This is a genomic window from Aminobacterium sp. MB27-C1 (assembly GCF_030908405.1).
Classification (GTDB): domain Bacteria; phylum Synergistota; class Synergistia; order Synergistales; family Aminobacteriaceae; genus Aminobacterium.
The window spans coordinates 1,519,750-1,543,116 of the sequence record NZ_CP133089.1 but is presented as its reverse complement, the minus strand read 5'-3'; the positions used below and the strand labels follow the sequence as shown (position 1 = coordinate 1,543,116).

Sequence of the window (23,367 nt, the reverse complement as noted above, 5' to 3'; positions counted from 1 at the left end):
TTGTGCAGAGATAAGGAGAGAAAAAAATGGAAGGGATCAGGGCTGCATTTCCTTTTGCTCATCAGCTCATTGTTGCATTAGGTTTACTCATTGCTTGGATTATTGTTAGTAAGATTGTTCTTTTGGCCCTTTCCAGAAGTTTTGATCTTCTTCGAAAACGGATAGAAAAAAGTGAAAATAATGAAAGACGCCCATCTGCTTTACAACGGGTAGAGACATTGAAAGGTATTACATTAAATGTTGTGAAATGGGTTATTGCCATTGTATTTGTGCTGAGCATCATAGGTAGTTTCGGTGTGAATATTACTCCTATACTTACAGGAGTTGGATTAGCAGGTTTGGGAATCTCCATGGCTGCACAGAATATAATTCGTGATTTTTTAAACGGTATCTTTGTCGTATTAGAAGATCATTATGGTGTAGGGGATTGGATAGAAACGTCTATGGGGGGCGGAACAGTAGAAAAGTTAACCCTTCGAACCACTCACCTACGAGATATTGATGGAAATCTTATTATTATTCCCAATGGAAGCATTAATGGCATTACTAACTACACGAAAAACTGGTCTCGTGCGACCATAAAGTTGCGCGTGCCCTTCGATACAGATGTTCGTCAGGCTATGCACATTATGGAAGAGACAGCCAATAGCTTGCAGGAAGAGAACCCTTCTCTTTTTATAGGGCCTCCTACAGTACAGGGAATTCTCGATTTTCTCGATAGTTCTATATTATTGAGAACCCTCTTTGATACGACACCAGGTGACCAGTGGGTTTTATCGCGAGAATACCGCCTACGCGTGAAGGAAGCTTTCGATCGTTCTGGTATACGTATTGCTGTGCCACAATCGGAAGTATGGCTTCATTCCCCCTCTTCCGAACCAAAGAAAATGCCGTAAGGCAAAGGGCGTTCCTTCCCACCAGGAATGGAATTAATGATGTAGTCTTTCCATATAAGCTCTGAAGAGCCTCCTCCGTCAAGATTCAGAAGGGTAGAGATTCCCAAGTTATCTGCAAGTCGAGCTGCTTCCATGAGGGTTACCCCGTTGCTGTGCCATGGATCTCGGCCATCGATAACGACCCACCAAAGTTTCTTACCATTTGACCCTACAAGGGTGCGTGGATGTTTTTGATTACGAAGATTTACAGAAAAACCTTCATTTTTTGATTGTAACTCTCCATCTTTTAAAAGCATTGGTCCCCCTTGTAACGCAAACTTTGATTTTTGCATAACTGGGTCACGCCACTCAACTTCAACAGAGAGTGGATTCCCTTTTTCCAGTAAAGAGCGTACAACTTGTATTCCTGTTCCTCGAGCAGCTAAAAGAAGACTTCCTGAAGGAACTATTCGTTTAGCTTTAGATATTCCATTAAGCTCACTAACATGCCCGTTAGTTAATAAGAAGGCTTGGCTGTCTTGGGGCAGAGGACGAGCAAGAGGACCTGCTTCAGACGAAAAAAGGGCCAAGCTATTTTGTGGAGGCATTGTATTTAAAAGGGGTACTGGCGCGATCCAGTTTTCTTTTCGCAGCACTATTCGAAACTCTCCATTGCCGAAGAAAGCCTCTCCTTTATCTGACCACCCAATGGCAGAACGTGACGTATATGAGGGAGAAACAGGTTCCCCATCGATAAGTAAGGTCCCGATAGGTTTTTTACTAGCGAAAAAACCACCATTAATCCCTCCTTCTGCCTTTGCCTTCTTGGCTATATTACTTAATGAGGCTAGAGATCTTCCTTGAGAAGGTGCAGTTATGATAGATGGATAATATCCATCTATTGAGCATATAGCTGCCCAAAAAAGAGCGTTGCTCCCTTGCTCACTGTAGGGGACTACATTCCCAACAAATTCCGAAGGCATAGCAGAGAGGGTTTCCCATGCTTTTACGTAATTAGAATAAGGACCGACAAATACGGCAAAAGCACATTCAGTATTTGCTATAAAAGCAGGTAATCCCTGAAGAGATATTTTTTCTTGCAATAGAAGAGCTGAATTCTTATCAGGCGCTTCTTTTACAAAAATAGCCCATGAACGAGGAGGTGTCCCTATCTTTTCGCGATGTATGCGTAAAGACGTATATTTCCCGTGAAATATCTCATCCCAGACAATTGATTGACGACATTGCAACAACCAATCAACTAAACTTTTAAGATCGTCATCCGTTAAATTTCCTTTAGGTTCAGTCAAGAACTTTTGAGGAGCACTTGGTACACAAGTCTTGCCAAGAGATAGATATGAAACCATATATTCCGGAATCTCGTTATTTTCTTCAAAATTGAGTTTCCCCATAAGCGAAGCTTCATGAGACCACCCCATAGCCTTAAAAGCGAAATAAAGGGCTTCAATTCGTGTTGCTTCCAAATCAGGGTGAAAACGTTCTCCTGGATATATAATGCCGTATGACCGTGCTGTTTCTATGGCTGAAAAGGCGGGATGATTTTCAGGCACATCAGAGAATCTTTCTTCTCCTGTCCATCTGGGTATCGCTAAAGCATCAACAATAGCTTCCGCCATTATTCCACGAGTTATAGCTTCAGCTGGAATAGATCCCCAGAGATAAAAAAGGGCTAAAGTGGAAAAACAGCAAAGTGTTGTTGCTAATTTTTTTAAAGTCATGGAAAAGTTCTCCTCATGGTTATATTTAGGTATCTTTATATTTTCTCATTGCCAATATATAAGGACAATCATGCTTGAGACCCTTCTTAGGCAGTGATTTTAGGTCCCCTTTTAAGAAAATAAAATTTTCAGAGGTTGACAGAACTGCTGTGGCTACTTATAATACTCACGTTTCGCGATGCGGGGCTATAGCTCAGCTGGGAGAGCGCTTGAATGGCATTCAAGAGGTCAGGGGTTCGAATCCCCTTAGCTCCACCATTAGAATGATAAAGCAGCTGATGGAATATTCCATCAGCTGCTTTTTTATGTTTTGTCTTAACTATATGATCTTAGAATAGCCTCCAAATTGAATCTATAGAGGTACTTTTCTTGAATCTAGCATACCATTTGCAGGGAAAATAAAGCAAAATGATTCCTGTCCCCCATGCCCCGTATGCTACAGCATATCCTGATGCAGAGATGATTTTGCCCATAACACTAAAAAGAGCAAGGTGGAGCATGTAATAGAACAAAGGCACTCTCCCAAAAATTACTAAAGGGTTTTTATCACTCATATGAGAAGCAAAATGGTTAAGCATTGCCAACACGAGAAATAAAATGCCGAGAGTTAAGAGGATAAAAGTTATGCTTGGTGGGTACTTAGTGATGGAAAGAAAGCTTATTAGTCCATTTGGTTTCAGTGTATTTATATTGGCTAAAGATCCAGCGAATCTCATTGCGGCAAAGATAAGTAGAAAAGCTCCGCCGACCAAGCCTGTTTTTTTAAAGGCACCATCTCTGTACTTGATAAGAATGCGTCCGAATATTATGCCTAAAAGAGTTATACTTAACCAGGGCATAAGTGGGTAGACCCAAAAAGCTATTGGCCCCACAAAGGTTTTAAATTCCCAAGGTGTAAAGAGAAGAATTTGAGACATAGAAAGTTGCCCAGCTATTTCTTTTATAGGGAGACCTAAGGGAAGAAAGAACGGAGTTACAATAATGCAAATCATCGAAAAGATTACTAACCATAAGGAGCGTAATTTCATTAACAGCGAACTTGCCATCATAGAGATACCCAATGTTGAAATAATAGTGAAAAAGATGAACCATTTGGGACCACCTTGTTTAGTTAAAAATCCCCAATTCCAAAAGAAATTCTCTAAAGTGAGTGATAAAAATAGAAGAATAAATCCTCTGATGAAAAAGTGACGAAGCATAGCATGCGCTTTCCAACCGCGTTTTATCCTTGATTCAACAAAGAGAATCATTCCGGTTCCCATAAGGAAAGTGAAACCAGGAGCACAAGGATGTGTAATCCATCGCGTGAAAAAAGCGAGCAGAGAATTACCATAATCCGGCATGGGCAAAGCCCACATTTCACTAAAGTGAATGTTACCTATAAATGATGAAGAATGGTCAAGAGCCATTAAAATCATGAGGATTCCGCGAGCGGCATCTAGTTCAAGAATCCTTTTACCAGACTTTAAATAACTTGTTTCCATCTTTTTATCCTCCTTACACTTTTAATTTTAATTTTACCCCCGTTTTAAAGCGTTCACAATAATTAGCTAACTATCGTTTTGCTTTATAGTTTTTTGTGCTGGGAACAGTGTGAAAAGTATTCAAGATTTTTTACTTTCTTTTTTGTGCTTTTGTGTTCTTTTGTACTATACTTATTCCACTTGGCCTGAGGGCAATTTTGTTTGTAGAAAGAGGAGGAGGGTAAATGTCACCAAAGGGGTACCACTTTATTGTTGAGGCTTCGGGATGTGGGGACGTTATCGGACAGGTTGAACGGTTGCAAGAGATTTTAGTGGAAGCGGCAAAAAGAGCAAATACGCAGGTTTGGTCCGTGTCCTTTCATCGATTTCCTCCCAATGGAGTGAGCGGCGTTGTGGTCATCAGTGAATCGCATCTTTCTGTCCATACATGGCCAGAAGCTCAGTATATGGCTCTTGATATCTATACCTGTGGGGAACACAGTATGCCAGAGGTAGCTGTAAAATATGTATTGGAGCAGATTGGTGCCGCCCATACCCACATAACAGAAATTACCCGTGGAATTGATGATGGCGACGAACTTTACTACCACTCGTTTATTACTTGGGAAGAGAGATTAAAAGAGGAAGACGAAGGCAAGTAGAGAGTTCTCTTCTTCTCTCGTTGTTATCCAAAAAGCAAAAAAAGAGGCTAGAATTTCTAGCCTCTTTTAAATTTATATTGGTAGCCCCAACGGGATTCGAACCCGTGTCTCCACCTTGAGAGGGTGACGACCTTGACCACTAGTCGATGGGGCCTCTTTTTCTGGCTGGGGAACCTGGATTCGAACCAGGATTACCTGATCCAGAGTCAGGCGTGCTGCCGTTGCACCATTCCCCAACATTCTACGTCTCACACAGCGATGGGTATATTACCATGGTCTTTATGAAACTGCAACCCCTTTTCTTCGCAGAAATGTGTTTAATGGTGAACCTTGAAATATTTAATAAAATAGAATTTGACAAGTCTGAAAATAACATATAGAATAGCGCCACTTTCGAGGATACAAAATACACCAGAGGCAAGGAGGGGAACGTAGTGATTATAAATCGAAATACTTTAGTTAACATAATAATTATACTCCTCGTTATTATTAGCTGCGGGCCCTCTTCCGGAGCGCCTACTGGCATTTGATTTTAGCCAGCAGACTTTTCGGGGTCGGGCCCTTTTTAGGGTTCGGCCCTTTTTTTTATTCAGTCATCAAGATCACATTAAATTCTTAAATAGCTAAATTACTAACGCCATAAAGAGCGCTTATGTTATGCGTCTATCTGTTTTGAATATTCAAATATTACAGGGAGGGATTTTTATGAGACAAGAAGAAAAAGAAAGGGAGCAGTGGGGAAGCCGGGTTGGCTTTCTTCTTGCGTCAGCGGGATCAGCAGTTGGTCTTGGAAATATCTGGCGTTTCCCCTATATTACGGGTAAAAATGGTGGAGCTGCATTTCTCGTGATATACATTGCTTTGGCATTTACTATAGGAGCATCAGTAATGTTGGCAGAGTTTGCTATTGGTCGCGCAGCGAAAAAGAATGCTGTGGGAGCTTTCAAAGAGCTAAAAGGAGGCGCCTGGCCTCTCGTTGGTTGGATGGGGCTGGCTGTAGCCTTTATTATTCTTTCTTATTATGCCGTTATCGGAGGTTGGACATTCGCTTATATTTTTAAGTCTTTCACAGGCCTTATGTCTCTTAATGATACGTCGGCTGTACAGAATGCTTTTTTAGGTTTTATTGCTAATCCTACTCAAGTTCTTCTGGCTTTTTTTGCTTTTATGCTTATGGTTGTTATGGTGGTGTATAAAGGTGTTGGTCAAGGTATTGAACGGGCCAGCAAAATTCTAATGCCAGGACTTTTCCTTATCATACTGATACTTGTTGTCAGGGCTTTGACGCTTCCAGGCGCATCAAAAGGTATTGCTTTTTATCTTAAGCCAGATTTTTCAAAAGTTACAGGAAGTACTATTATTGATGCTTTAGGACAAGCTTTTTATTCACTTTCTCTCGGTATGGGAATTCTCATAACTTTTGGCAGCTACATTGGTAAGAATGAAAATATTCCTAAATCAGTTGCTACAGTTACTCTTCTTGATACCCTTGTTGCTTTTCTTGCTGGATTGATCATTTTCCCTACTGTTTTTTCTTTTGGCATCGATGCAGGGGCTGGGGCGGGTCTCACTTTTATAACTTTGCCCGCAGTTTTTTCGAAAATGTGGGGCGGTATGGTCTGGTCAGCGCTCTTTTTTGCACTTCTCTTTATAGCTGCTCTTACCTCGTCAGTATCTCTTTTCGAGGTTGTTGTATCTTACTGTAAAGATGAGTTGAAATGGAGTAGAAGAAAAAGTTGCTTTCTTATGGGAACAGCTATCTTTCTTCTCGGAATTCCATCGGCTCTTTCTCAGGGAGCCTATCCTATTAATCTCTTTGGAAAGAGTTTTCTTGATGCCATGGACTGGGTATGCAATAACATCCTTTTGACTACAGGTGGTCTTTTGATCTCTTTATTTGTTGGATGGGTTGTAACAGATAGAATCAAAGATGATGTTTCCAACAATGGCCGACTTGACTTTGCTCTTATGTCTCCATGGCTTTTGATACTGCGCTTTTTTGCTCCTATAGCTATCATTATGATCATGTGGAATGGTTTACGTTAAAATCTTAGTTTTTTAACTGAACAGAAAAGAAGGATTTTACAAAAGAATTCTTCTTTTCTGTTTGCAATATAGTAGGATTGTTAGTGATAAGTGCCCTTCTTTCTTTGACGCAATAGTTCCAACATGTTAATTTATAGTGAGTGTTGTGCATATGAAGCATATTTTTACTAGAAGAAAATAAATGGCGTGACAAACTACTAAATTGCTGGTGATTTTTTTATTATGTAGTGTTGTGTTTTTTGTTAACTAATTATTGTTAATGGTTTATTCCCCGAAAGAAAATTGTATAGCTATGCTTCATATGTCTTCGCTTAGGAATAAAGGAGGTAGCTATATGAAAAAATATTTTGTTTCGATAATACTTCTCATAAGTGGTTTGTCTCTAATAATTTCCCCTTTCTCCCCAAAAGCATTAGCCAGTCAAAAAGAGATTGTTATGATTGATCTAAGTTATGATTCTGTTCAAATACATAATAGAGTGGCTGGTTTTATTCTGGAACACGGATATGGCAAAAAAATAGACTATGTTTTTGCTGACTCAATGCCAGGTCTTTTGGGGCTTGAGCGAGGAAATTATGATGTAGTATTGGACCTTTGGGTTGATAACGTTCCTGAATGGTGGAAACGTAACAAAGAAGCAGGAAAGGTTCTTAGTCTTGGCAATACTTATCCTGACGCTCCTCAAGGTTGGTATGTCCCTACATACGTTATTAAAGGAGATCCCGAACGAGGGATTGATCCAATATTGCCGAATCTAAAGTCTGTGATGGATCTTCCAAAATATTGGGAATTTTTCAAAGATCCAGAGGAACCAAACAAAGGAAGATTTTATAATGCTCCTTCTGGATGGGTTTGTCATTCCATTAATAAAGATAAATTCGAAGCGTATGGATTAGATGAATATTTCATAGCGTTCGATCCAGGATCAGGAACAGCTTTGACGACAGTTATTATGCGTGCCTATCAAAGAGGAGAGCCGATTCTGGTTTATCATTGGGAACCGACCGCAATAATGGGTACTCTTGATATGACAATGCTTGAAGAACCATTGTTCGATCAGGAAAAATGGGAAGAAAATCATGGATGCGCCTATCCCAAATCAAAAGTTCTTAAACTTATTAATGCTGATTTTGCAAAAAAAAATCCTGATATTGTCACTTTCTTGAAAAAGTATCAATCAACGTTAGATAAGTCTAATAGGGCGTTAGCTTATATGCAAAAAAATAAAGCAACTGCAGAAGAAACAGCTCTTTGGTATCTCAAGGAATACAAAGAGGATTGGATGAATTGGCTTGATGATGAGACAATTCGTAAGGTTGAACAAGCCCTATAAAAAGCTTGTGGTATAGTGTATTGTATGTCATTTATGGGTGTCTATATTTGAGATAAAAATATTTTAGGAAAATTATATAAGGAGCGTGACAACGGATGAGAACGAACAGCGCCTCATATAAAGAGATGCTGAAAAAACGCCCTCTGAACGTTCAGGCTTTATGGGGAAATGAAGAAGTTGGATTGGTCAGTGGTCGAGACATTGTTAGAGCCTTCAGAGAAGCAAATGCTATTATTCTTGCAGCTAATGCACGGAACCCTTTGACAATAAAAGGTGTGTTCAGGGCTGCTAAAAAATTGAATGCGGCTGTTTTTATTGAGATAGCGAAGTCAGAAGCGACGTACTGTGCCGGAAATTTCCAAAATCTTCCGGAATATGCAGTAAAAACTTCTTCTGAATTGGGACATGGTGTGATCTTTGGTCTGCATGTCGACCATTATGCTATTAAGTCCGAAGCGGATCTTTTCAAGGCTGTAAGTCATATTCCTTCAATTATTCAAGAAGGATGGACTTCTGTTGCCATTGATGCCTCTCATTTGCCAGATTGGGAAAATCTTTGCAGCACTCGTGATGTAGCAATGCATATTCCTCCCTATCTTGGATTGGAAGTTGAAGTAGGTGAGATAAAAGGGCCAGGGGAATTAACCACAGTAGAGGAAGCAAAATTCTTTATTGGAGGGCTTAATTCGTGGGGAATCTTCCCAGATCTTCTTGCTATTTCTAATGGCAGTTTGCATGGAACTTATGATACAGGCCAGCAGGAAGGCATAGATCTTGAAAGAACCCTTGAAATAGCCAATGCTATTCGCCCTTATGGTGCGTCAATTGCGCAGCACGGTATTTCTGGTACTCCTATTGAAAAGGTGGCTAAATTTGCCCGTTTTGGCATTAATAAGGGAAATGTTGCGACTCTTTTCCAGAACATTATATTTGGAATCAAAATGGATCCAGATACGGGGAACGCCATTACAGAAAACGGTGCGTATGTCAAAGAGCCGAATCGTGGTGTAACTGAGCAAACATGGCAGAAAATTGTAGAGTGGTGTGACGCTCAAGGATACAGTAGAAAAGACGGAAATTATAAAAAAGCTAATTTGCCCATGGGAGATATAATTCAGAGCGAGTCCCCTGAAATTATAGGGCGAATTGTTGATGAAACAGAGGAATGGGCAACGCGTTTTATTAAGGCATTTAATGCAGTGGATTCTGCTGATAGAGTTCTTGAGTTTATTGCAAAACGCTCTGATCATAATGGTACTCCCGAACAAGCAATTTTAGGGAAAAGATCCGATTTTACAGTTGATCGTGTACCAGGACATTCCTTAAAGGACGGTCAAGATTATACAGATTAGAAAAAATCTCTTCTTGACAGATATATAAACTAAGTATATAAGATTACCTCAAATGTAAAATTTGTTTGTGGTACGAGCGATGAAGAGGAAAGTAGTTTTGTATTTATCCGGAACAGAGAGAAAAGCCAGCGGCTGAGAGCTTTTTGCGGATTGTCTGAACGAAGACCACCTTGGAGCTTGTGTCGAAGCCTGTAGTATAGGGATAAGACACGGAAACCGCACCCTATTATCTGTTGCGGAAAGAGAGCCGGCTTATGCCGGAAATGGAGTGGAACCGCGAGTGTAGCCCACATCGTCTCCTATTTGGAGAGATGTGGGCTTTTTATTTTTTAAGGAGGGCGAAAAATGGCTAGGCAGGGAATACTATATAGATACGAGAAGGATCTACCTCTAACTCAGGTAACACCACGTATAACGTTGCTTGAAGGGGATACTCCTCTTATTCCTTTAAAAAACTTGAGTCGTGAGTTGGACGTCACTCTTTGGGCTAAGTTTGATGGCCTTAATCCAAGTGGTTCCTTTAAAGATAGAGGTATGGTTATGGCTGTGGCTAAAGCTCTTGAAGAAAAGTCGAATGCCGTTATATGTGCCTCTACTGGAAATACTTCTGCTTCTGCAGCTGCTTACGCAGCATCTGCGGGACTCTCATGTTTTGTCTTATTGCCAGAGGGAAAAGTAGCTTTAGGGAAGCTAACGCAGGCTCTGATTTACGGTGCAAAGGTTGTTGCTGTACGAGGAAATTTCGATGAAGCTCTACGTTTGGCGAGAGAACTTGCCTCATCTAAAAAAGTTACCCTTGTCAATTCTCTTAACCCTTATCGCCTTTGGGGGCAACGTTCTGCCGCTTGGGAAATCTGCGACGAATTGTCGGTGGCTCCCGATTGGATCGTTTTACCTGTTGGAAATGCTGGAAATATTAGTGCTTACGCTGCAGGGTTGGAATACTACAAAGAGATAGGAAAAATAAATACTATGCCTCGTTTGATGGGGGTGCAGGCAGAGGGAGCTGCACCTCTTGTTCGTGGATATACTGTGGAGAATCCAGAGACAGTTGCTACTGCTATTCGAATCGGTAACCCCGTAAATGCTGAAAAAGCTATTAAGGCCATTCAAATGAGTTGTGGCCAATTTGCTTCTGTTTCTGACGAAGAAATTCTTGAGGCTCAACGTGAACTTGCTTCTCATGATGGTGTCTTTGCAGAACCCGCTTCGTGTGCTCCTCTTGCGTTTCTTCTCAAATTGAAGAGGAGTGGAAAACTACCGCAGGGATTGCGCATTGTTCTTATCCTCACTGGAAATGGTTTAAAGGACCCCGATGCTCCTCTCAAGGGATTGCCTGATCCTATTGCTGTCGATGGCACAATTGAAGCGTTGGGGGGAGTTTTAGGACTATGAGGCTTTTTAGAGTAAAAGTTCCGGCTTCAAGTGCTAATTTAGGATCTGGATTTGATACGTTAGGGTTGGCATTAACGCTATACAACTTTTTCGATGTTAAAGGTTTTTTAAAATCAGGCTCATATAACATTGAAGTAATAGGGGAAGGTAGCGGAGAGTTATGCCAAGATAACAATGCCCTTGTCCAGAGTTATGAGTATGCCTGTAAAAAATGGGGAATAGATCCACCTGGCCTTGACCTGTGTTCTTTAAATGCTATTCCTATGGCTAGAGGATTGGGAAGTTCTTCCACAGCGATTGTCGCTGGTATAGCTATTGCTAATGTGTTGAGAGAAGCTCCTCTTCCTAAAGAAGAATTATTGCCGTTAATGGTTCAGCTTGAAGGACATCCGGATAATGTCGTTCCTTGTTGTATGGGAGGTATGGTTGTGAGCGGCATTGATGAAGAAAATGTCAGGTTTGTTAAATTGCCCCCCTTACCTGAAAACATATTTGCTGTTGTCGCTGTTCCTGATGTGCGCGTAAGTACACAAAGTGCCAGAGATGCCCTTCCCGAAAAAGTATTTTTGAAAGATGCTGTTTATAATATAAGCCGAGCAGCCCTTCTTGCTGCTTCGTGGAGTACCGGCAATTGGAACAATTTACCTTGGGCTATGGGGGATCGGTTACATCAGCCTTTTCGAGCTCGCCTTTTTCCTGGTGGAGAAGATATACTTAACGAACTTTCTAATGCTCCCGGTTGTCTCGGAGTTGCCATTAGCGGATCTGGCCCAAGTATGATAGCCTTTACAGAAGAAGTTGCAGGAGACGTTGCCAGACATATGTGCTCCATCTTTTCACGATACGGTATTCGCTCCCGTTTTTTTGTTCTTAGTGAAGAGCGTGAAGGCTTAAGCGTGCTTTAAATCTACACTTTTGAGGGGAGGTTTTTAAAATAACTGCCAAAAAGAAAACTAACAGTCAGATTCAGAAAAGCTTAGATGTGGCCAAAGTTGCCCTGTTGGGGGTTCCAGATATTCCAGGTATAGCTGCTTCTTTGTTTTCTGCCCTTGCCGATGCTGAAATCAGAGTGGAAATGATTGTTCAGAGCGTTATGAGAGGACAAGTTAATGATATTGCTTTTCTAGTTCAAAAGAGTGGAATAGAGGGAGCAATACGTGTTTGCCGAGCTGTGTCTATGGAAATTGGAGCGCAGGGGGTAACCTTTGATTCTGAGATCGCGAAGGTATCTGTTTTGATTGATGGAACTGATATAAAACTTCCTTCAAAGGTTTTTTCTGCTCTCGCTCATAAAGGCATAAATATTGATATGATTTTAGCAACGGAAAGTGCTGTGACATGCGTTGTTTCATCTTCTACTGTTGACGATGCCATAGAGGCTTTAGAGTGGAAATTTCAAGAAAAGAAGAAGTCCTAATAGAGAGCTTCTTCCAATAGCAGATATAATGTAGAATAACTGCGGCGTTTTTACGTCGTATCTTTTACGGGGACGGTGTAAGGTATATGAAAAAAAGCCTCAGGCATGTAAAAATTTTAACTATTTTGGCCTTGCTTTGTATCTGTGCAGGTACTTTATGGGCGGTAGAGGCCCATGTAACGGCAGATAGCATGGTGTATCACTCTAGAACAGGTGATTTTACTGCTGATGGCAACGTTCGCATACAGAGAGTTGATTTGCTTATTATGGCTCCTACTGGAAAGGGAAATCTTGATAATCGCCACGTGACTCTATTAGGTGGAGTTCATATTACTGGAAAATGGGAACAAGAACCTGTAGATCTTAAGAGTACGACTTTGGAAGGCGACCTTTCTGAAAATGGTTGGTATTCCTTGTTAGGAGGCGTATCTGGGTATATTGGGCCGCGTTCTGTAGAGGCTCAGGAGCTGAAAGTGAGTAAAACTGCTTTTGAAGCAGAAAAAGTAAAAAAATTTGAGGACAGTCAGCAGAAAATGTTTCTTTCAGCTTCTTCAATAAAAGGAAAAATCAAGAATGGGGAAACATCGGATATTCAAGCTTCTGGAAATGTTGTAATTATCATAACTGGAACTGATGGACAAAAAACTCGTATTACAGGTTCTAACGCTGTTTATTCCCAAGCTCAGGATCTGGTAAAAGTGCGAGGCAATGCTCTCGCGGTACAGCCGGAACGTACGCTAAGAGCAGAAGAAATACTTTACTCTCCGAAGTCAGGAAAGATGTCTGCATCAGGAAAACCCCAAGTTACAATTCAGATGCAGGATAAGAAAGGAAACTCAGAAGATGAGCGCAAAGATTCTTAAGGCCCGTAATGTTTGTAAGGCCTATAAAGGGCGCACTGTAGTTTCATCTGTGAATATTGATGTTCATATGGGTGAAATTGTGGGGCTCCTTGGTCCTAATGGTGCAGGAAAGACGACCACTTTTTATATGATTGTAGGTCTTATTAAACCTGACTCAGGTCGAGTGATGATTGATTCAAGAGACATTACACCCTTCCCCATGTTCAGACGAGCGCGTATAGGTGTGGGATATCTTCCTCAAGAGGCCTCTGTTTTCAGAAATCTTACAGTAAAAGAAAATATAGAAGTTATTTTCCAAGAACAGGGAAAGAGTAAGAAAGAAATGGATATGATGGTTTCCCACATACTGGAAGAATTTGGCCTGACTAATTTAGCTAATATTCCTGGGTATGCTCTCAGTGGTGGAGAACGGCGTCGAGTCGAAATAGCCAGGTGCCTTTCCATAATGCCGGATTTTATATTGCTTGATGAGCCCTTTAGCGGCATAGATCCTATTGCTGTTTACGATATTCAGCAGATTATATTGAGTCTTCGAGCTAAGGGATACGGTATTTTGCTTACGGATCATAATGTTCGTGACACCTTGGCTATTACAGATCGAACCTATCTTATACATCAGGGAGAAATAGTAATAGAAGGCTCCCCCGATGAAGTTGCCCAGAGTGATGTTGCAAGAAAATTTTATTTGGGTGACAGGTTTTCATGGTGAAGTAGGGGTATACTTTCAAAATCTTCTTTTCCAAGTATTACGAGAAGCTCTTGAGCGGCCTTTTTTACTTCGTTTGATATAGGAGCCCCTAGATCTTGGTTTGATGGTTGTATTCCTATGTAGATGACAGAGATCTTTTGCACTAAATCTCCTAGAAGCATTCCTAACGGTAAGCCGTGAGTGCTGAAGCTGATATTTTCTACCATGTCAAAAGGAATGCGCCGAAGAGAACCAGGAGCAAGATTCATATCGGCAGCATCAATGATGAGAAGTGTGTTTGGACTTTTCCGTCTTAAATCAGCAACATAATTTTCAGGCATAGTTTCGCAATTAATAGCGGTTATCGAGCGTTGTAGTCCTTCTTTTCGTAGCGCGTCAGCAACAAATGGACCGACACCGTCGTCGCCAAAAAGGGGGTTGCCAATACCCCAAAGTATAATAGAACTCAAAGAAAGCACCTCATTTCTTGCTAATTTTTTCAGGAGGCGTATTTCATGTCCTCTCGTGTTTCCCGAATGGTTAAACACGCTCTAGTAATGATGGTTGGAACTTTTGCTAGCCGAATTTTAGGCTTAGCGCGAGAAATTGTAACAGCTGCTATTTTTGGGGCATCAAGTCAACTTGATGCCTTCTATATTGCATATACGTTAGCTAATCTATCTCGACAAATGCTGGCAGAGGGAGCTCTTTCGGCTGCGTTTGTGCCTGTTTTTTCCCAGACTCTTCTTCAAAAAGGAAAAGACAAGGCTAGGAACTTAGCGCGGCAATCTTTATGCATTCTCCTTCTGGCAGGTTCAGCTGTTGTGTTAGGGGGAGTCCTTTTGTCTCCCTATCTTGTCAAAATTATGGCCCCAGGTTTCGACCCTGTCAAAGCCTCTTTGGCAATTTCTATGACACGATGGATGTTCCCTTTTTTAATTTTTGTTTCGCTTGCTGCTTTAGCTATGGGGGTTCTTAATAGTCTTGATTCTTATTTTGTTCCAGCTATAGCACCTGCGCTGAGCAATATTGTCTATCTCATCATTCTTCTCGTAATGGCCTCTCGTTTTGGAATATGGACACTTATTATTGCCGTTTTGGCTGGAGGTTTTTGTCAAATGGCTCTCCAATGGGTTTGGAGTGGATTCAAAGGGATAATGCTTTTGCCGGAAAAGCCTCGATTCAAAGATCCTGAACTTCGAAAAGTAATGAAACTTTTCTTTCCTTATGCCGCTGGATTATCGTTGAATCAGGTCAATCCCGTTATAAGTCGTATGTTAGGATCCTTTCTTCAGGATGGGGCTATTTCTGTTTTGAATTATGCCAATAGAGTTATCCAATTGCCTTTAGGACTTTTTGTAATTGCCATATCTCAGGCAGTCTTGCCGGAACTTTCTCGTTGTGCGGTTGGCGATACAAAGGAGTTTCGAGAGACAATGCGAGATGCGGTACGGTTTGCTCTTTTTGTGGTTCTTCCTGTTACAGTGGGTCTTGTTCTCGTTGCTGATGAAGTGGTTAATATATTATTTTTTAGGGGAGCCTTTAACGCTTGGGCGTGGCATGCAACAGGAGTTGCTTTGGCTATGTATGCTTGGGGACTACCTGGAATGGCTTGTACAACTGTTCTTCTCAGGGGACTTTATGCACAGAGCACCCCCCGTTCAGCTTTACTTGTAACATTGTCGAGCGTGGTTTCCAATGTTATATTCTGTCTTATTCTTGTTAAGCCTATGGGATTTGCCGGTTTGGCTCTTGCTGCGTCTTTAGGATTCACCTTCTCTTCTTTTGTTGGTGGATATCTTTTAGCTCGGAGAATTAATCATCCATTAGAAATTTTGGGTATGAAGTGGACATTTCGGATGGGGACCATATTAGGAATTATGACAGCTGCGTTATTGAAATTTAAAGCTCTCTATCCTTTTCCCATTGAGGAGAGCCTTATTGTAAGATGCAGCTGGCTATTTGCTGTAATGATTCTGGGTGCGGCGATTTATGGTGTGGGAACATTGCTTTTTAAATTTCATGAATGGCAGTGGTTGCGAGGAGCATTTACAAAAAAGAAAGAGACAGACCAGAAGGGAGATTCTCATAATGATCAATAGAACAACGCGCTGCGGGAAAAAAATTGCTTTTCTATTGTGTTTAGCTATCTCTATTTTTTGTTCAAGCATGCCTGCAAGCGCAGCCGATACTCTGCAACAAAAAATTGATGAACGAACAACTGTAATTTGGATAGAGGGAGAAGCGTTGGGAGACATGGTCATTGGGGCGCGAGCTCAAGTTGCGTTTATTTATGTTGATGAATCTCTTTCTAAAGGGATTGTTTCTGATCCGCATGCTCCTGATTGGTTAAAATGGCACGCCAGCCATTTTTCAAATAAAGAATTGCGAAACAGAGCACTCTTTGTTATGCGCTATAAGACCATAAAAAGATGGGATTTTTCTCCAGAAAATATAAAAGTTGGCACTCATAACGTCGATCCAAAGGATATTTTGACGAATAAAGATTTTATGGCTATGGGTGATTTGCCTCCCGACACAATTGGAACGTTAGCTTTTTCGGTTCCATCTAAATATGTGATTAAAGGACGAAATGTAGAACTCTCATATGAGCAATACACCGGGGTTTTCAATGTACCAAAGAGGTGACAATAGGTGAAAAAAAGCTTTTTAACATTAGGAATAGAAAGTAGTTGTGATGATACTGCTGTTGCTATATTGGAAGGACAGCGGAACGTAAAGGCTGATTTAATATCGAGCCAGATTAAAGATCATGCCCCTTTTGGGGGGGTTGTGCCTGAATTTGCGTCGAGAAAGCACCTGGAGGCTATTTTGCCTCTTGTTCATAAAGCATTAGGCGATGCCGGCATAACTAAACCGGCTCAAGAGCTTTCTCTTGTTGCAGTCACAGCAGGTCCCGGCTTGATGGGGTCTTTGATGGTAGGGGTTATGACTGCAAAGGCTATGGCTCAGACATGGAAGTTGCCCCTTCTTGGCGTTAACCATCTTGAGGGACATCTTTTTGCAAACGTTGTAGCATCTCCTGACCTAGTTCCACCTTTTATCTGTCTTATTGTTTCAGGAGGACATACAGAGATAGTTTTGGTAGAAGATTTTGGCAGATACAGTCTTTTAGGTGCTACTCGTGATGATGCTGCGGGGGAAGCTTACGACAAGGTGGCCAAACTATTGGATTTGGGATATCCTGGGGGGCCAGTGATCGATTCACTCGCTCACGAAGGCGATCCTAAAGCCTTTTCTTTTCCTGTCCCGTTAAAATCCAGTAATGAAATTGCTTTTAGTTTTAGTGGTTTGAAAACAGCGGTGTTGTGGGCTGTGAATGATTTGAAAGAGAAGAAAGTCGAACTCCCAGTGGCAAATTTATGCGCTTCATTTCAAAAAGCTGCAGTGGAAGCCCTTATGACCAAGCTAGAAAGGGCGGTCGAAGTTACAGGTATTCGGAAAGTTGCTATCTCTGGTGGCGTTGCAGCTAATAGAGGATTGAGAGAGGCTCTGATGAAAAAAAAGGATTGGATGGTTTTTATTCCTCCAGCAATTCGTTGCACTGACAATGCTGTAATGATTGCAGCAGCTGCCTTCAATAGATATCAAAAAGGGGATATATCAGATCTTTTGTTAGCGCCTAACCCCTCATGGACACTGGTTTAGTATTTTAAAAGAATTTAAAAGTAAGAATATAGGAGAAATAACGAGGAAATGATGGATTATCAAGAATAAATTCAGCTAATTACATTTAACCATCCTTGAGATTCAAAAGCAGGACAATTAATATCTAAGCCGTTCGGTTAGCACTCGATGACATTGAGTGCTAATATGTTAAAAGAGATATTTATCTTTTAGGGAGGGATTCTCGAATGAATTTAAAGCCACTTGGTGATCGTCTTGTCGTTAAGGTCATCAATCAGGAAGAGAAAACAAAGGGAGGCATTGTTCTTCCAGACACTGCAAAAGAAAAACCCCAGGAGGGAGAAGTTATTGCAGTGGGAACCGGTAAGGTTCTTGAAAACGGACAGAAGCTTCCTCTTGAAGTTAAAGTCGGCGATCGCATTATTTTTAGTAAATATGCTGGAACTGAAGTAAAGCTTGACGGAGACGAATTTGTCATTTTCAGCGAGCGCGATGTACTCGCTATCGTTGAGAAGTAAGAGTCGAGAACGAGATCTCTATTAAGGGGGAAAATAAAAATGCCGAAGATCCTTACTTTTAGTGAAGAAGCACGCCATGCAATGCTGCGTGGTATTGATAAAGTAGCTGATACTGTTGGTGTAACACTTGGTCCTAAAGGACGTAATGTTGTTCTTGAGAAAAAATTTGGATCTCCCACAATTACCAACGACGGTGTTACCATTGCGAAAGAAATCGAATTGGAAGATCCTTTTGAAAATACAGGAGCTCAGCTTGTAAAAGAAGTTGCTTCCAAGACAAATGATGTAGCTGGAGATGGTACCACAACAGCTACAGTTTTGGCTCGCGCAATTATCCGTGAAGGTATGAAAAACGTTGCGGCTGGTGCTAACGGTATGCTTATGCGCCAGGGAATTGACAAAGCTATCGATTTCGTCGTGGATGAGCTGAAAAAGATGGCTATTCCCGTTAAAAATAAAGACAAAATTGCTCAGGTAGCTTCTATTTCCGCCAATGATTCTGCTATTGGTCAGCTTATCGCTGAAGCTATGGATAAAGTGGGGCAGGATGGAGTTATCACAGTAGAAGATAGCCAGACCGTAGGAACCACTCTCGAAATGGTCGAAGGACTTCAGTTTGATAAAGGATATATCAGCCCTTATATGGTAACTGATCCTGAGAGAATGGAAACAGCATTTGATGATGCCTATATTCTTATTCACGATGGCAAGATCAGCAATATCAAAGACCTTCTTCCTATTCTCGAAAAAGTTGTTCAGACAGGTAAACCTCTCTTGATCATTGCTGAGGACATCGAGGGAGAAGCTTTGGCAACTCTCGTAGTTAACAAACTGAGAGGCGTAATGCAGGTTGCAGCCGTTAAAGCCCCAGGATTTGGTGAGCGTCGTAAGGCAATGCTTAACGATATCGCCATTGTAACCGGCGGTCAGGTTGTTAGTGAAGATATCGGCATCAAACTTGATAGTGCAGATATCTCCATGCTCGGAAAAGCCAAAAAAGTTCGCATTACAAAAGAAGAGACAACTATCGTTGAGGGTGCAGGCAACCCAGACGAAATTCGTAAGAGAGCTGCTCAGATCAAACGAGAGCTTGAAGATTCTACTTCCGATTATGACAAAGAGAAACTTCAGGAGCGCCTTGCTAAGCTTGTTGGCGGCGTAGCTGTCATTCAGGTTGGTTCTGCTACTGAGACAGAGCAGAAAGAGCTCAAACATCGTATTGAAGATGCTCTTAACGCTACAAGAGCTGCTGTTGAGGAAGGAATCGTTGCAGGTGGCGGTGTTGCTATAATCAACTGCCTTGCTTCCCTTGAGACATATCTTGAGGATTTTGCCGGCGATGTGAAAACTGGCGGTACAATTGTGTTGAGTTCCCTTACAGCTCCGTTGCATCTTATTGCTCAGAATGCTGGATATCAGGGCGATGTCATTGTTGAGAAAGTTCGCGGCTTGAAGACTGGTAATGGTCTAAATGCTGCTACCGGCGAATATGTTGACATGATTGAGGCCGGAATTATTGATCCTGTAAAGGTTACACGCAGCGCATTGCAGAATGCTGGTTCCATTGCAGCTATGGTTCTGACCACTGAAGCTATTGTTGCTGACAAACCAGAACCTAAGAGTGCTACTCCAATGCCGGGTGGCCCGGGTGGCATGGGCGGAATGGAAGGCATGTATTAGGAATATCAGCAATCGACAAAATATAAATATGAAGAAAAGCCTCCACGAAAGTGGAGGCTTTTCTTTTCCCTCTTTTCTCTTTCTGGTAATATAATTGAAGTACGAATTTACCTTGAGAATTTTGCTCTTTTTCGGAGGAATGTAAATGGATAATATAGTGATTCTTGATTGTGGCTCTCAGTTCACACAGCTGATAGCTAGAAGAATAAGGGAACTGAAGGTGCATAGCGAAATATTGCCTTGGGATACCTCTGTTGACGATATTCGTCAACGTCAGCCTCGTGGCGTTATTATATCTGGTGGACCTCAGAGCGTTATGGAAGAAGGCAGCCCAACTGTTTCTGCAGATCTTTTTAATATTGGTGTTCCTATTTTGGGAGTATGTTACGGAATGCAGCTTTTGACAAAACTTTTAGGTGGGCATGTCGATTCCGGAGTAAGCCGGGAGTATGGGCGAACAGCCATTTCTCTGAAAGAGTTGAATTCTTTGCTTTTGAAGAGTGTGCCTGAGACATTTGAAGTATGGATGAGTCATGGTGATCATATTTCCAAACTTCCAGATGGGGCAAAGCTTTTGGCAGAAACAGATGGTGGGGTTCCTGCAGCCTTCGCAATGGAAGAAAAACATATTTGGGGATTGCAGTTTCATCCTGAAGTTGCTCATACGCAGAACGGAACGGCAATTCTTTCCAACTTCCTTTTCAATATTTGTTCATGTACTGGAGATTGGGATCTTGGAAACTGGATTGATACCATGGTTGAGGATATAAAAAAGACGACCCAGAATACTAGAGTCATTTGTGGTCTTTCTGGCGGAGTCGATTCAACTGTCGCTGCTGTGTTGACTGCAAAGGCTATTGGTGATCGTCTCGAATGTATATTTGTTAATAATGGTTTATTAAGGTATCAGGAAGCTGAGCGAGTTTTGGAGCAATATAAGCAATTAGATCTTAATGTGCATTATGTGGACGCTAGTGATCGTTTCTTGGAAGCCCTAAAGGGTGTTACCGATCCTGAACGAAAACGAAAGATAATAGGGGAGACCTTTATACGCGTTTTTGAAGCGGAAGCAGCTAAAGTTGAGGATGCAGAATGGCTTCTTCAGGGAACTCTCTACCCAGACGTTATTGAGAGCGGTCAAAAAGGAAAAGGTGCTTCTGTCATTAAGAGCCATCATAATGTTGGTGGATTGCCTGATGATATGAAACTAAAGGTTCTTGAACCTCTGCGCGATCTTTTTAAAGACGAAGTGCGGACAATAGGTACATTATTGGGAATTCCAGACGATATCGTTAATAGACAGCCTTTCCCTGGTCCTGGCCTGGCAGTGAGATGCTTGGGAGAACTTACAAAAGAACGTCTTGAGACATTAAGAGCTGCAGATGAAATCTTTAGAGAAGAGTTTTCAAAGAGTGACCTCTATCCTACAGTGTGGCAGTCTTTCTGTATTCTTTTGCCAGTTAAGACCGTAGGAGTTATGGGAGATTCAAGAACCTACGCTGAAGTGGTTGCTCTTCGTGCAGTTGAATCTGCAGATGGAATGACTGCTGATTGGGTGCGTGTTCCTTACGATGTATTAGATAGAACGTCTCGGAGAATTTGTAATGCTGTTAAGGGAATTAACAGGGTTGTCCTTGATGTTACCAGTAAGCCACCCTCCACTATAGAGTGGGAGTAAGCGCTTACAAATAATTCTATAAATATTCAGAGCGGCTTCTTTTGAAGCCGCTCTGCTTTTTCACAAAGAGTCAACTCCCTTGAAATAACACTGATTAACTAAAGCAAACATCTCTTGAGCCCATTGATCATTTTTGTAATGGCGTGCAATTTCCAGCAAACTTTCCGTAAAATTGGATGCTAGAATGTGAATAAGCATGTTGTCATAGTGTCTGATTGTTTTTGAATCTAGCGCTTTCCGAATATGAAGTTCAAGAATATGAACAAGCTCATCTTTTGCGTGTGCGTGCTTTGTCCCAGAGCCCTTGTCCACTAAAATTACAAGTTTTTTATGATTTGCAAAAAGGTTGTTCATATATATTACTCCAGCATCTTGAGAACTTTTCGAAGTAAATCCATGTAGAGACGATTCTTCTTCTTTAATTGCTTGATGAAAAGCAAAATATACAGGTTCAACTACATCATTGAACAGGTCTTCTTTGTTTTTATAATAGGAGTAGATAAGTCCTACCGGAATCCCTGCACGATTCGCAATGTCTTGCATTTTTGCACTTCGAAAGTCTTTTTCATAAAAAACTTCCTCTGCTGCGTAAAAAATTCGTTCACGAATTTCTTCTTTTAAAACTTGCGGCATAAACTTCCTCCCCCTTATTGTCAAAAGTGCAGTGTTTTATTTGCTCGAAGAACTAAAAATAACGTTTGGATAATCGTGCAAATATCAGCTATAGGTTGAGCCCAAAAAATACCTTTGATCCCAAAGTATTTAGATAAAAAATACATTGCTGGGAAGAAAAATATTCCTTGTCGAGATATATTCAGTATAAAACTTTCCTTACCTCTCCCTAGCGCCAGAAACGCCTGCGAATAGGTACATTGAAATCCGAAACCAATGAAGATAAGCCCATTTAATAAAAGTGCTTTTGAGGCGAGCTTTGAAACTTCTAAAGAGTCGTTTGAAAATGCCATAGCGATGGGATGACTGAAAAGAGCAATCGATATTCCAAAAATAGCGCAGAAACTAGTGAGCCAAAGAAGAGTAGTGCGGATAGCCAAGCGTACTCGATGATACTGTTTTGCTCCATAATTTGCTCCAACAACGGGTTGATAACCTTTAGTATAACCAAAAACCACAAAAGATCCCAATGCCATCAAGCGTAACATGACGCCCATTGCTGCCACCATGTCATCTCCGCCAAGCATTCTGGCTTGTTGATTGGTATACCCCATAGAAAGACTAGTAAGCAGTTGAACAAAAAAGCTAGGGAGACCAATCTTGAAAATTTCTTGCAACATAATTTTATCTGGTCGAAAGTTTTTGAGAGAATAATGAAGATAGCTCTTCTTCCGTAAAATAAACTGGAAATAAAATATATTAGCAATGAATTCTGCTAAGACAGTGGCAATGGCAGCACCAGAAACACCCATGGACAGAGTATATATAAAAATTGGATCAAGAATAATATTGAGAACAGCTCCTGTTGTCATTCCTATCATAGTAAGTTTTACGCGTCCTTCCGCTATCGTTAAATTGCCCATTATGATAGACAGAATATTGAATATTGATCCAGATAGGATAATAGTGGCGTATTTGTGGGCAAAACCATAGCTTTGTTCAGTAGCTCCCAACGTAAAGAGCAGAGGTTTGATAAACAGGAGAAAAAGGACTATGAAAAAAATACTTCCTATCAACCCGCCGAACAGGGTCGTAGATGCAGTGCGATTAGCACGCTCTTTTTCCCCAGCTCCCAGCAATCGAGCTATATAGGAAGAACCTCCTGTACCGAAAACGAGACCGATCCCAATAACAATCTGAACCAATGGAAATACTACAGAGACTGCGGCAAAAGCCGATGTACCAAGTCCAGTAACAAAATAGCCATCAACAACGATATACAGAGCATTGATAAGCATTCCAAACACGGTTGGAATACCCATTTTTAATAAGGTTTTCTTTAAATCTCCATGTAACATAAGTTGAACTCTTTCTTCTTTGTTCATTCGAGTATCTCCT

21 protein-coding genes and 3 tRNA genes are annotated in these 23,367 nt (G+C 41.2%); 17 read left to right on the top strand and 7 right to left on the bottom strand.

All coding sequences use genetic code 11. From position 1 onward, the window contains the following. Nucleotides 1–26 precede the first annotated feature (26 nt). Nucleotides 27–896, top strand: a complete 870-nt coding sequence (locus RBH88_RS07495; RefSeq protein ID WP_213690297.1) for a mechanosensitive ion channel family protein — start codon at nt 27–29, stop codon at nt 894–896. On the opposite strand, the gene RBH88_RS07490 is transcribed toward RBH88_RS07495, so the two are convergent. Next, nucleotides 860–2,614, bottom strand: a complete 1,755-nt coding sequence (locus RBH88_RS07490) for a phosphodiester glycosidase family protein (protein ID WP_213690296.1) — start codon at nt 2,612–2,614, stop codon at nt 860–862. The genes RBH88_RS07495 and RBH88_RS07490 overlap by 37 nt on opposite strands. Before the next feature lie 182 nt (nt 2,615–2,796). On the opposite strand from RBH88_RS07490, the gene RBH88_RS07485 reads away from it, so the two are divergent. After that, nucleotides 2,797–2,872: transfer RNA gene (locus tag RBH88_RS07485), tRNA-Ala, on the top strand. 71 nt (nt 2,873–2,943) lie between these two features. Here RBH88_RS07485 and RBH88_RS07480 read toward each other — a convergent pair. Then, complete coding sequence (locus RBH88_RS07480) at nt 2,944–4,098, bottom strand: DUF1624 domain-containing protein (RefSeq protein WP_213701126.1); 1,155 nt, start codon at nt 4,096–4,098, stop codon at nt 2,944–2,946. A 224-nt stretch (nt 4,099–4,322) separates the two neighbouring features. Here RBH88_RS07480 and speD point away from each other — a divergent pair, with 224 nt between their 5' ends. Continuing rightward, nucleotides 4,323–4,739 carry an adenosylmethionine decarboxylase gene (gene speD, locus RBH88_RS07475; protein ID WP_213690294.1) on the top strand — a complete coding sequence of 139 codons (417 nt, stop codon included), beginning with the start codon at nt 4,323–4,325 and terminating at the stop codon, nt 4,737–4,739. A 78-nt stretch (nt 4,740–4,817) separates the two neighbouring features. Here the strand turns inward: speD and RBH88_RS07470 are convergent. Together RBH88_RS07470 and RBH88_RS07465 are read right to left on the bottom strand one after the other, a co-directional pair. Continuing rightward, nucleotides 4,818–4,893: transfer RNA gene (locus RBH88_RS07470), tRNA-Glu, on the bottom strand. 8 nt (nt 4,894–4,901) lie between these two features. Continuing rightward, nucleotides 4,902–4,975 (bottom strand) — tRNA-Gln (locus tag RBH88_RS07465). 469 nt (nt 4,976–5,444) lie between these two features. On the opposite strand from RBH88_RS07465, the gene RBH88_RS07460 reads away from it, so the two are divergent. The 8 genes from RBH88_RS07460 (at nt 5,445) to lptB (ending at nt 13,854) form a co-directional block, all read left to right on the top strand. Next, nucleotides 5,445–6,785 carry a sodium-dependent transporter gene (locus RBH88_RS07460; RefSeq protein WP_213690293.1) on the top strand — a complete coding sequence of 447 codons (1,341 nt, stop codon included), beginning with the start codon at nt 5,445–5,447 and terminating at the stop codon, nt 6,783–6,785. A 334-nt stretch (nt 6,786–7,119) separates the two neighbouring features. Then, nucleotides 7,120–8,118: an ABC transporter substrate-binding protein gene (locus RBH88_RS07455; RefSeq protein WP_213696062.1), complete on the top strand. Its 999-nt coding sequence runs from the start codon at nt 7,120–7,122 to the stop codon at nt 8,116–8,118. A 95-nt stretch (nt 8,119–8,213) separates the two neighbouring features. After that, a complete protein-coding gene (locus RBH88_RS07450) occupies nt 8,214–9,470 on the top strand; it encodes a class II fructose-bisphosphate aldolase (protein ID WP_213690292.1) in 1,257 nt (418 codons plus the stop codon). 345 nt (nt 9,471–9,815) lie between these two features. After that, nucleotides 9,816–10,865, top strand: a complete 1,050-nt coding sequence (gene thrC, locus RBH88_RS07445; RefSeq protein ID WP_213701125.1) for a threonine synthase — start codon at nt 9,816–9,818, stop codon at nt 10,863–10,865. Beyond that, nucleotides 10,862–11,770, top strand: a complete 909-nt coding sequence (gene thrB, locus RBH88_RS07440) for a homoserine kinase (protein WP_213690290.1) — start codon at nt 10,862–10,864, stop codon at nt 11,768–11,770. The genes thrC and thrB overlap by 4 nt, the downstream gene beginning before the upstream one ends. Nucleotides 11,771–11,847: 77 nt before the next feature. Continuing rightward, nucleotides 11,848–12,282 carry an ACT domain-containing protein gene (locus tag RBH88_RS07435; RefSeq protein ID WP_213690289.1) on the top strand — a complete coding sequence of 145 codons (435 nt, stop codon included), beginning with the start codon at nt 11,848–11,850 and terminating at the stop codon, nt 12,280–12,282. A gap of 86 nt (nt 12,283–12,368) precedes the next feature. Continuing rightward, nucleotides 12,369–13,145, top strand: a complete 777-nt coding sequence (locus tag RBH88_RS07430; protein ID WP_213690288.1) for an LptA/OstA family protein — start codon at nt 12,369–12,371, stop codon at nt 13,143–13,145. Further along, the gene (gene lptB / locus RBH88_RS07425) at nt 13,126–13,854 is read left to right on the top strand and encodes an LPS export ABC transporter ATP-binding protein (RefSeq protein WP_213690287.1); all 729 of its coding nucleotides are present in this window, start codon (nt 13,126–13,128) and stop codon (nt 13,852–13,854) included. The genes RBH88_RS07430 and lptB overlap by 20 nt, the downstream gene beginning before the upstream one ends. On the opposite strand, the gene RBH88_RS07420 is transcribed toward lptB, so the two are convergent. Next, nucleotides 13,827–14,303 (bottom strand): hydrogenase 3 maturation endopeptidase HyCI, encoded by a 477-nt coding sequence (locus RBH88_RS07420; RefSeq protein WP_213690286.1) that lies wholly within the window; start codon nt 14,301–14,303, stop codon nt 13,827–13,829. The genes lptB and RBH88_RS07420 overlap by 28 nt on opposite strands. 45 nt (nt 14,304–14,348) lie before the next feature. Here RBH88_RS07420 and murJ point away from each other — a divergent pair, with 45 nt between their 5' ends. The 6 genes from murJ (at nt 14,349) to guaA (ending at nt 21,357) form a co-directional block, all read left to right on the top strand. Beyond that, nucleotides 14,349–15,935, top strand: a complete 1,587-nt coding sequence (murJ, locus tag RBH88_RS07415; RefSeq protein ID WP_213690285.1) for a murein biosynthesis integral membrane protein MurJ — start codon at nt 14,349–14,351, stop codon at nt 15,933–15,935. Beyond that, nucleotides 15,925–16,482, top strand: coding sequence for a hypothetical protein (locus RBH88_RS07410; RefSeq protein ID WP_213690284.1), 558 nt, complete (start codon nt 15,925–15,927; stop codon nt 16,480–16,482). Before murJ ends, RBH88_RS07410 begins: the two co-directional genes overlap by 11 nt. A 6-nt stretch (nt 16,483–16,488) precedes the next feature. After that, nucleotides 16,489–17,502, top strand: a complete 1,014-nt coding sequence (tsaD, locus tag RBH88_RS07405) for a tRNA (adenosine(37)-N6)-threonylcarbamoyltransferase complex transferase subunit TsaD (RefSeq protein WP_213690283.1) — start codon at nt 16,489–16,491, stop codon at nt 17,500–17,502. A gap of 206 nt (nt 17,503–17,708) precedes the next feature. Next, entirely contained in the window at nt 17,709–17,999 is a 291-nt protein-coding gene (groES, locus tag RBH88_RS07400; RefSeq protein ID WP_213690282.1) for a co-chaperone GroES, read from the top strand. A 39-nt stretch (nt 18,000–18,038) separates the two neighbouring features. After that, nucleotides 18,039–19,679, top strand: coding sequence for a chaperonin GroEL (gene groL, locus RBH88_RS07395; RefSeq protein WP_213690281.1), 1,641 nt, complete (start codon nt 18,039–18,041; stop codon nt 19,677–19,679). Between the two features lie 145 nt (nt 19,680–19,824). After that, nucleotides 19,825–21,357 carry a glutamine-hydrolyzing GMP synthase gene (gene guaA / locus RBH88_RS07390; protein ID WP_307879504.1) on the top strand — a complete coding sequence of 511 codons (1,533 nt, stop codon included), beginning with the start codon at nt 19,825–19,827 and terminating at the stop codon, nt 21,355–21,357. Between the two features lie 60 nt (nt 21,358–21,417). Here the strand turns inward: guaA and RBH88_RS07385 are convergent, their stop codons facing one another. Beyond that, nucleotides 21,418–21,990 (bottom strand): TetR/AcrR family transcriptional regulator, encoded by a 573-nt coding sequence (locus RBH88_RS07385; RefSeq protein ID WP_213689870.1) that lies wholly within the window; start codon nt 21,988–21,990, stop codon nt 21,418–21,420. Nucleotides 21,991–22,010: 20 nt separating this feature from the next. Next, a complete protein-coding gene (locus RBH88_RS07380; RefSeq protein WP_213699773.1) occupies nt 22,011–23,354 on the bottom strand; it encodes an MATE family efflux transporter in 1,344 nt (447 codons plus the stop codon). Between the last annotated feature and the right edge of the window lie 13 nt (nt 23,355–23,367).

Coding starts and splice junctions, on each gene's coding strand:
- lptB (WP_213690287.1), top strand. CDS start 13,126: ATGAGCGCAAAGATTCTTAAGGCCCGTAATGTTTGTAAGGCCTATAAA.
- guaA (WP_307879504.1), top strand. CDS start 19,825: ATGGATAATATAGTGATTCTTGATTGTGGCTCTCAGTTCACACAGCTG.
- thrC (WP_213701125.1), top strand. CDS start 9,816: ATGGCTAGGCAGGGAATACTATATAGATACGAGAAGGATCTACCTCTA.
- RBH88_RS07380 (WP_213699773.1), bottom strand. CDS start 23,354: ATGAACAAAGAAGAAAGAGTTCAACTTATGTTACATGGAGATTTAAAG.
- RBH88_RS07455 (WP_213696062.1), top strand. CDS start 7,120: ATGAAAAAATATTTTGTTTCGATAATACTTCTCATAAGTGGTTTGTCT.
- RBH88_RS07410 (WP_213690284.1), top strand. CDS start 15,925: ATGATCAATAGAACAACGCGCTGCGGGAAAAAAATTGCTTTTCTATTG.
- speD (WP_213690294.1), top strand. CDS start 4,323: ATGTCACCAAAGGGGTACCACTTTATTGTTGAGGCTTCGGGATGTGGG.
- thrB (WP_213690290.1), top strand. CDS start 10,862: ATGAGGCTTTTTAGAGTAAAAGTTCCGGCTTCAAGTGCTAATTTAGGA.
- RBH88_RS07490 (WP_213690296.1), bottom strand. CDS start 2,614: ATGACTTTAAAAAAATTAGCAACAACACTTTGCTGTTTTTCCACTTTA.
- RBH88_RS07385 (WP_213689870.1), bottom strand. CDS start 21,990: ATGCCGCAAGTTTTAAAAGAAGAAATTCGTGAACGAATTTTTTACGCA.
- RBH88_RS07430 (WP_213690288.1), top strand. CDS start 12,369: ATGAAAAAAAGCCTCAGGCATGTAAAAATTTTAACTATTTTGGCCTTG.
- RBH88_RS07495 (WP_213690297.1), top strand. CDS start 27: ATGGAAGGGATCAGGGCTGCATTTCCTTTTGCTCATCAGCTCATTGTT.
- groL (WP_213690281.1), top strand. CDS start 18,039: ATGCCGAAGATCCTTACTTTTAGTGAAGAAGCACGCCATGCAATGCTG.
- RBH88_RS07450 (WP_213690292.1), top strand. CDS start 8,214: ATGAGAACGAACAGCGCCTCATATAAAGAGATGCTGAAAAAACGCCCT.
- murJ (WP_213690285.1), top strand. CDS start 14,349: ATGTCCTCTCGTGTTTCCCGAATGGTTAAACACGCTCTAGTAATGATG.
- groES (WP_213690282.1), top strand. CDS start 17,709: ATGAATTTAAAGCCACTTGGTGATCGTCTTGTCGTTAAGGTCATCAAT.
- RBH88_RS07480 (WP_213701126.1), bottom strand. CDS start 4,098: ATGGAAACAAGTTATTTAAAGTCTGGTAAAAGGATTCTTGAACTAGAT.
- RBH88_RS07460 (WP_213690293.1), top strand. CDS start 5,445: ATGAGACAAGAAGAAAAAGAAAGGGAGCAGTGGGGAAGCCGGGTTGGC.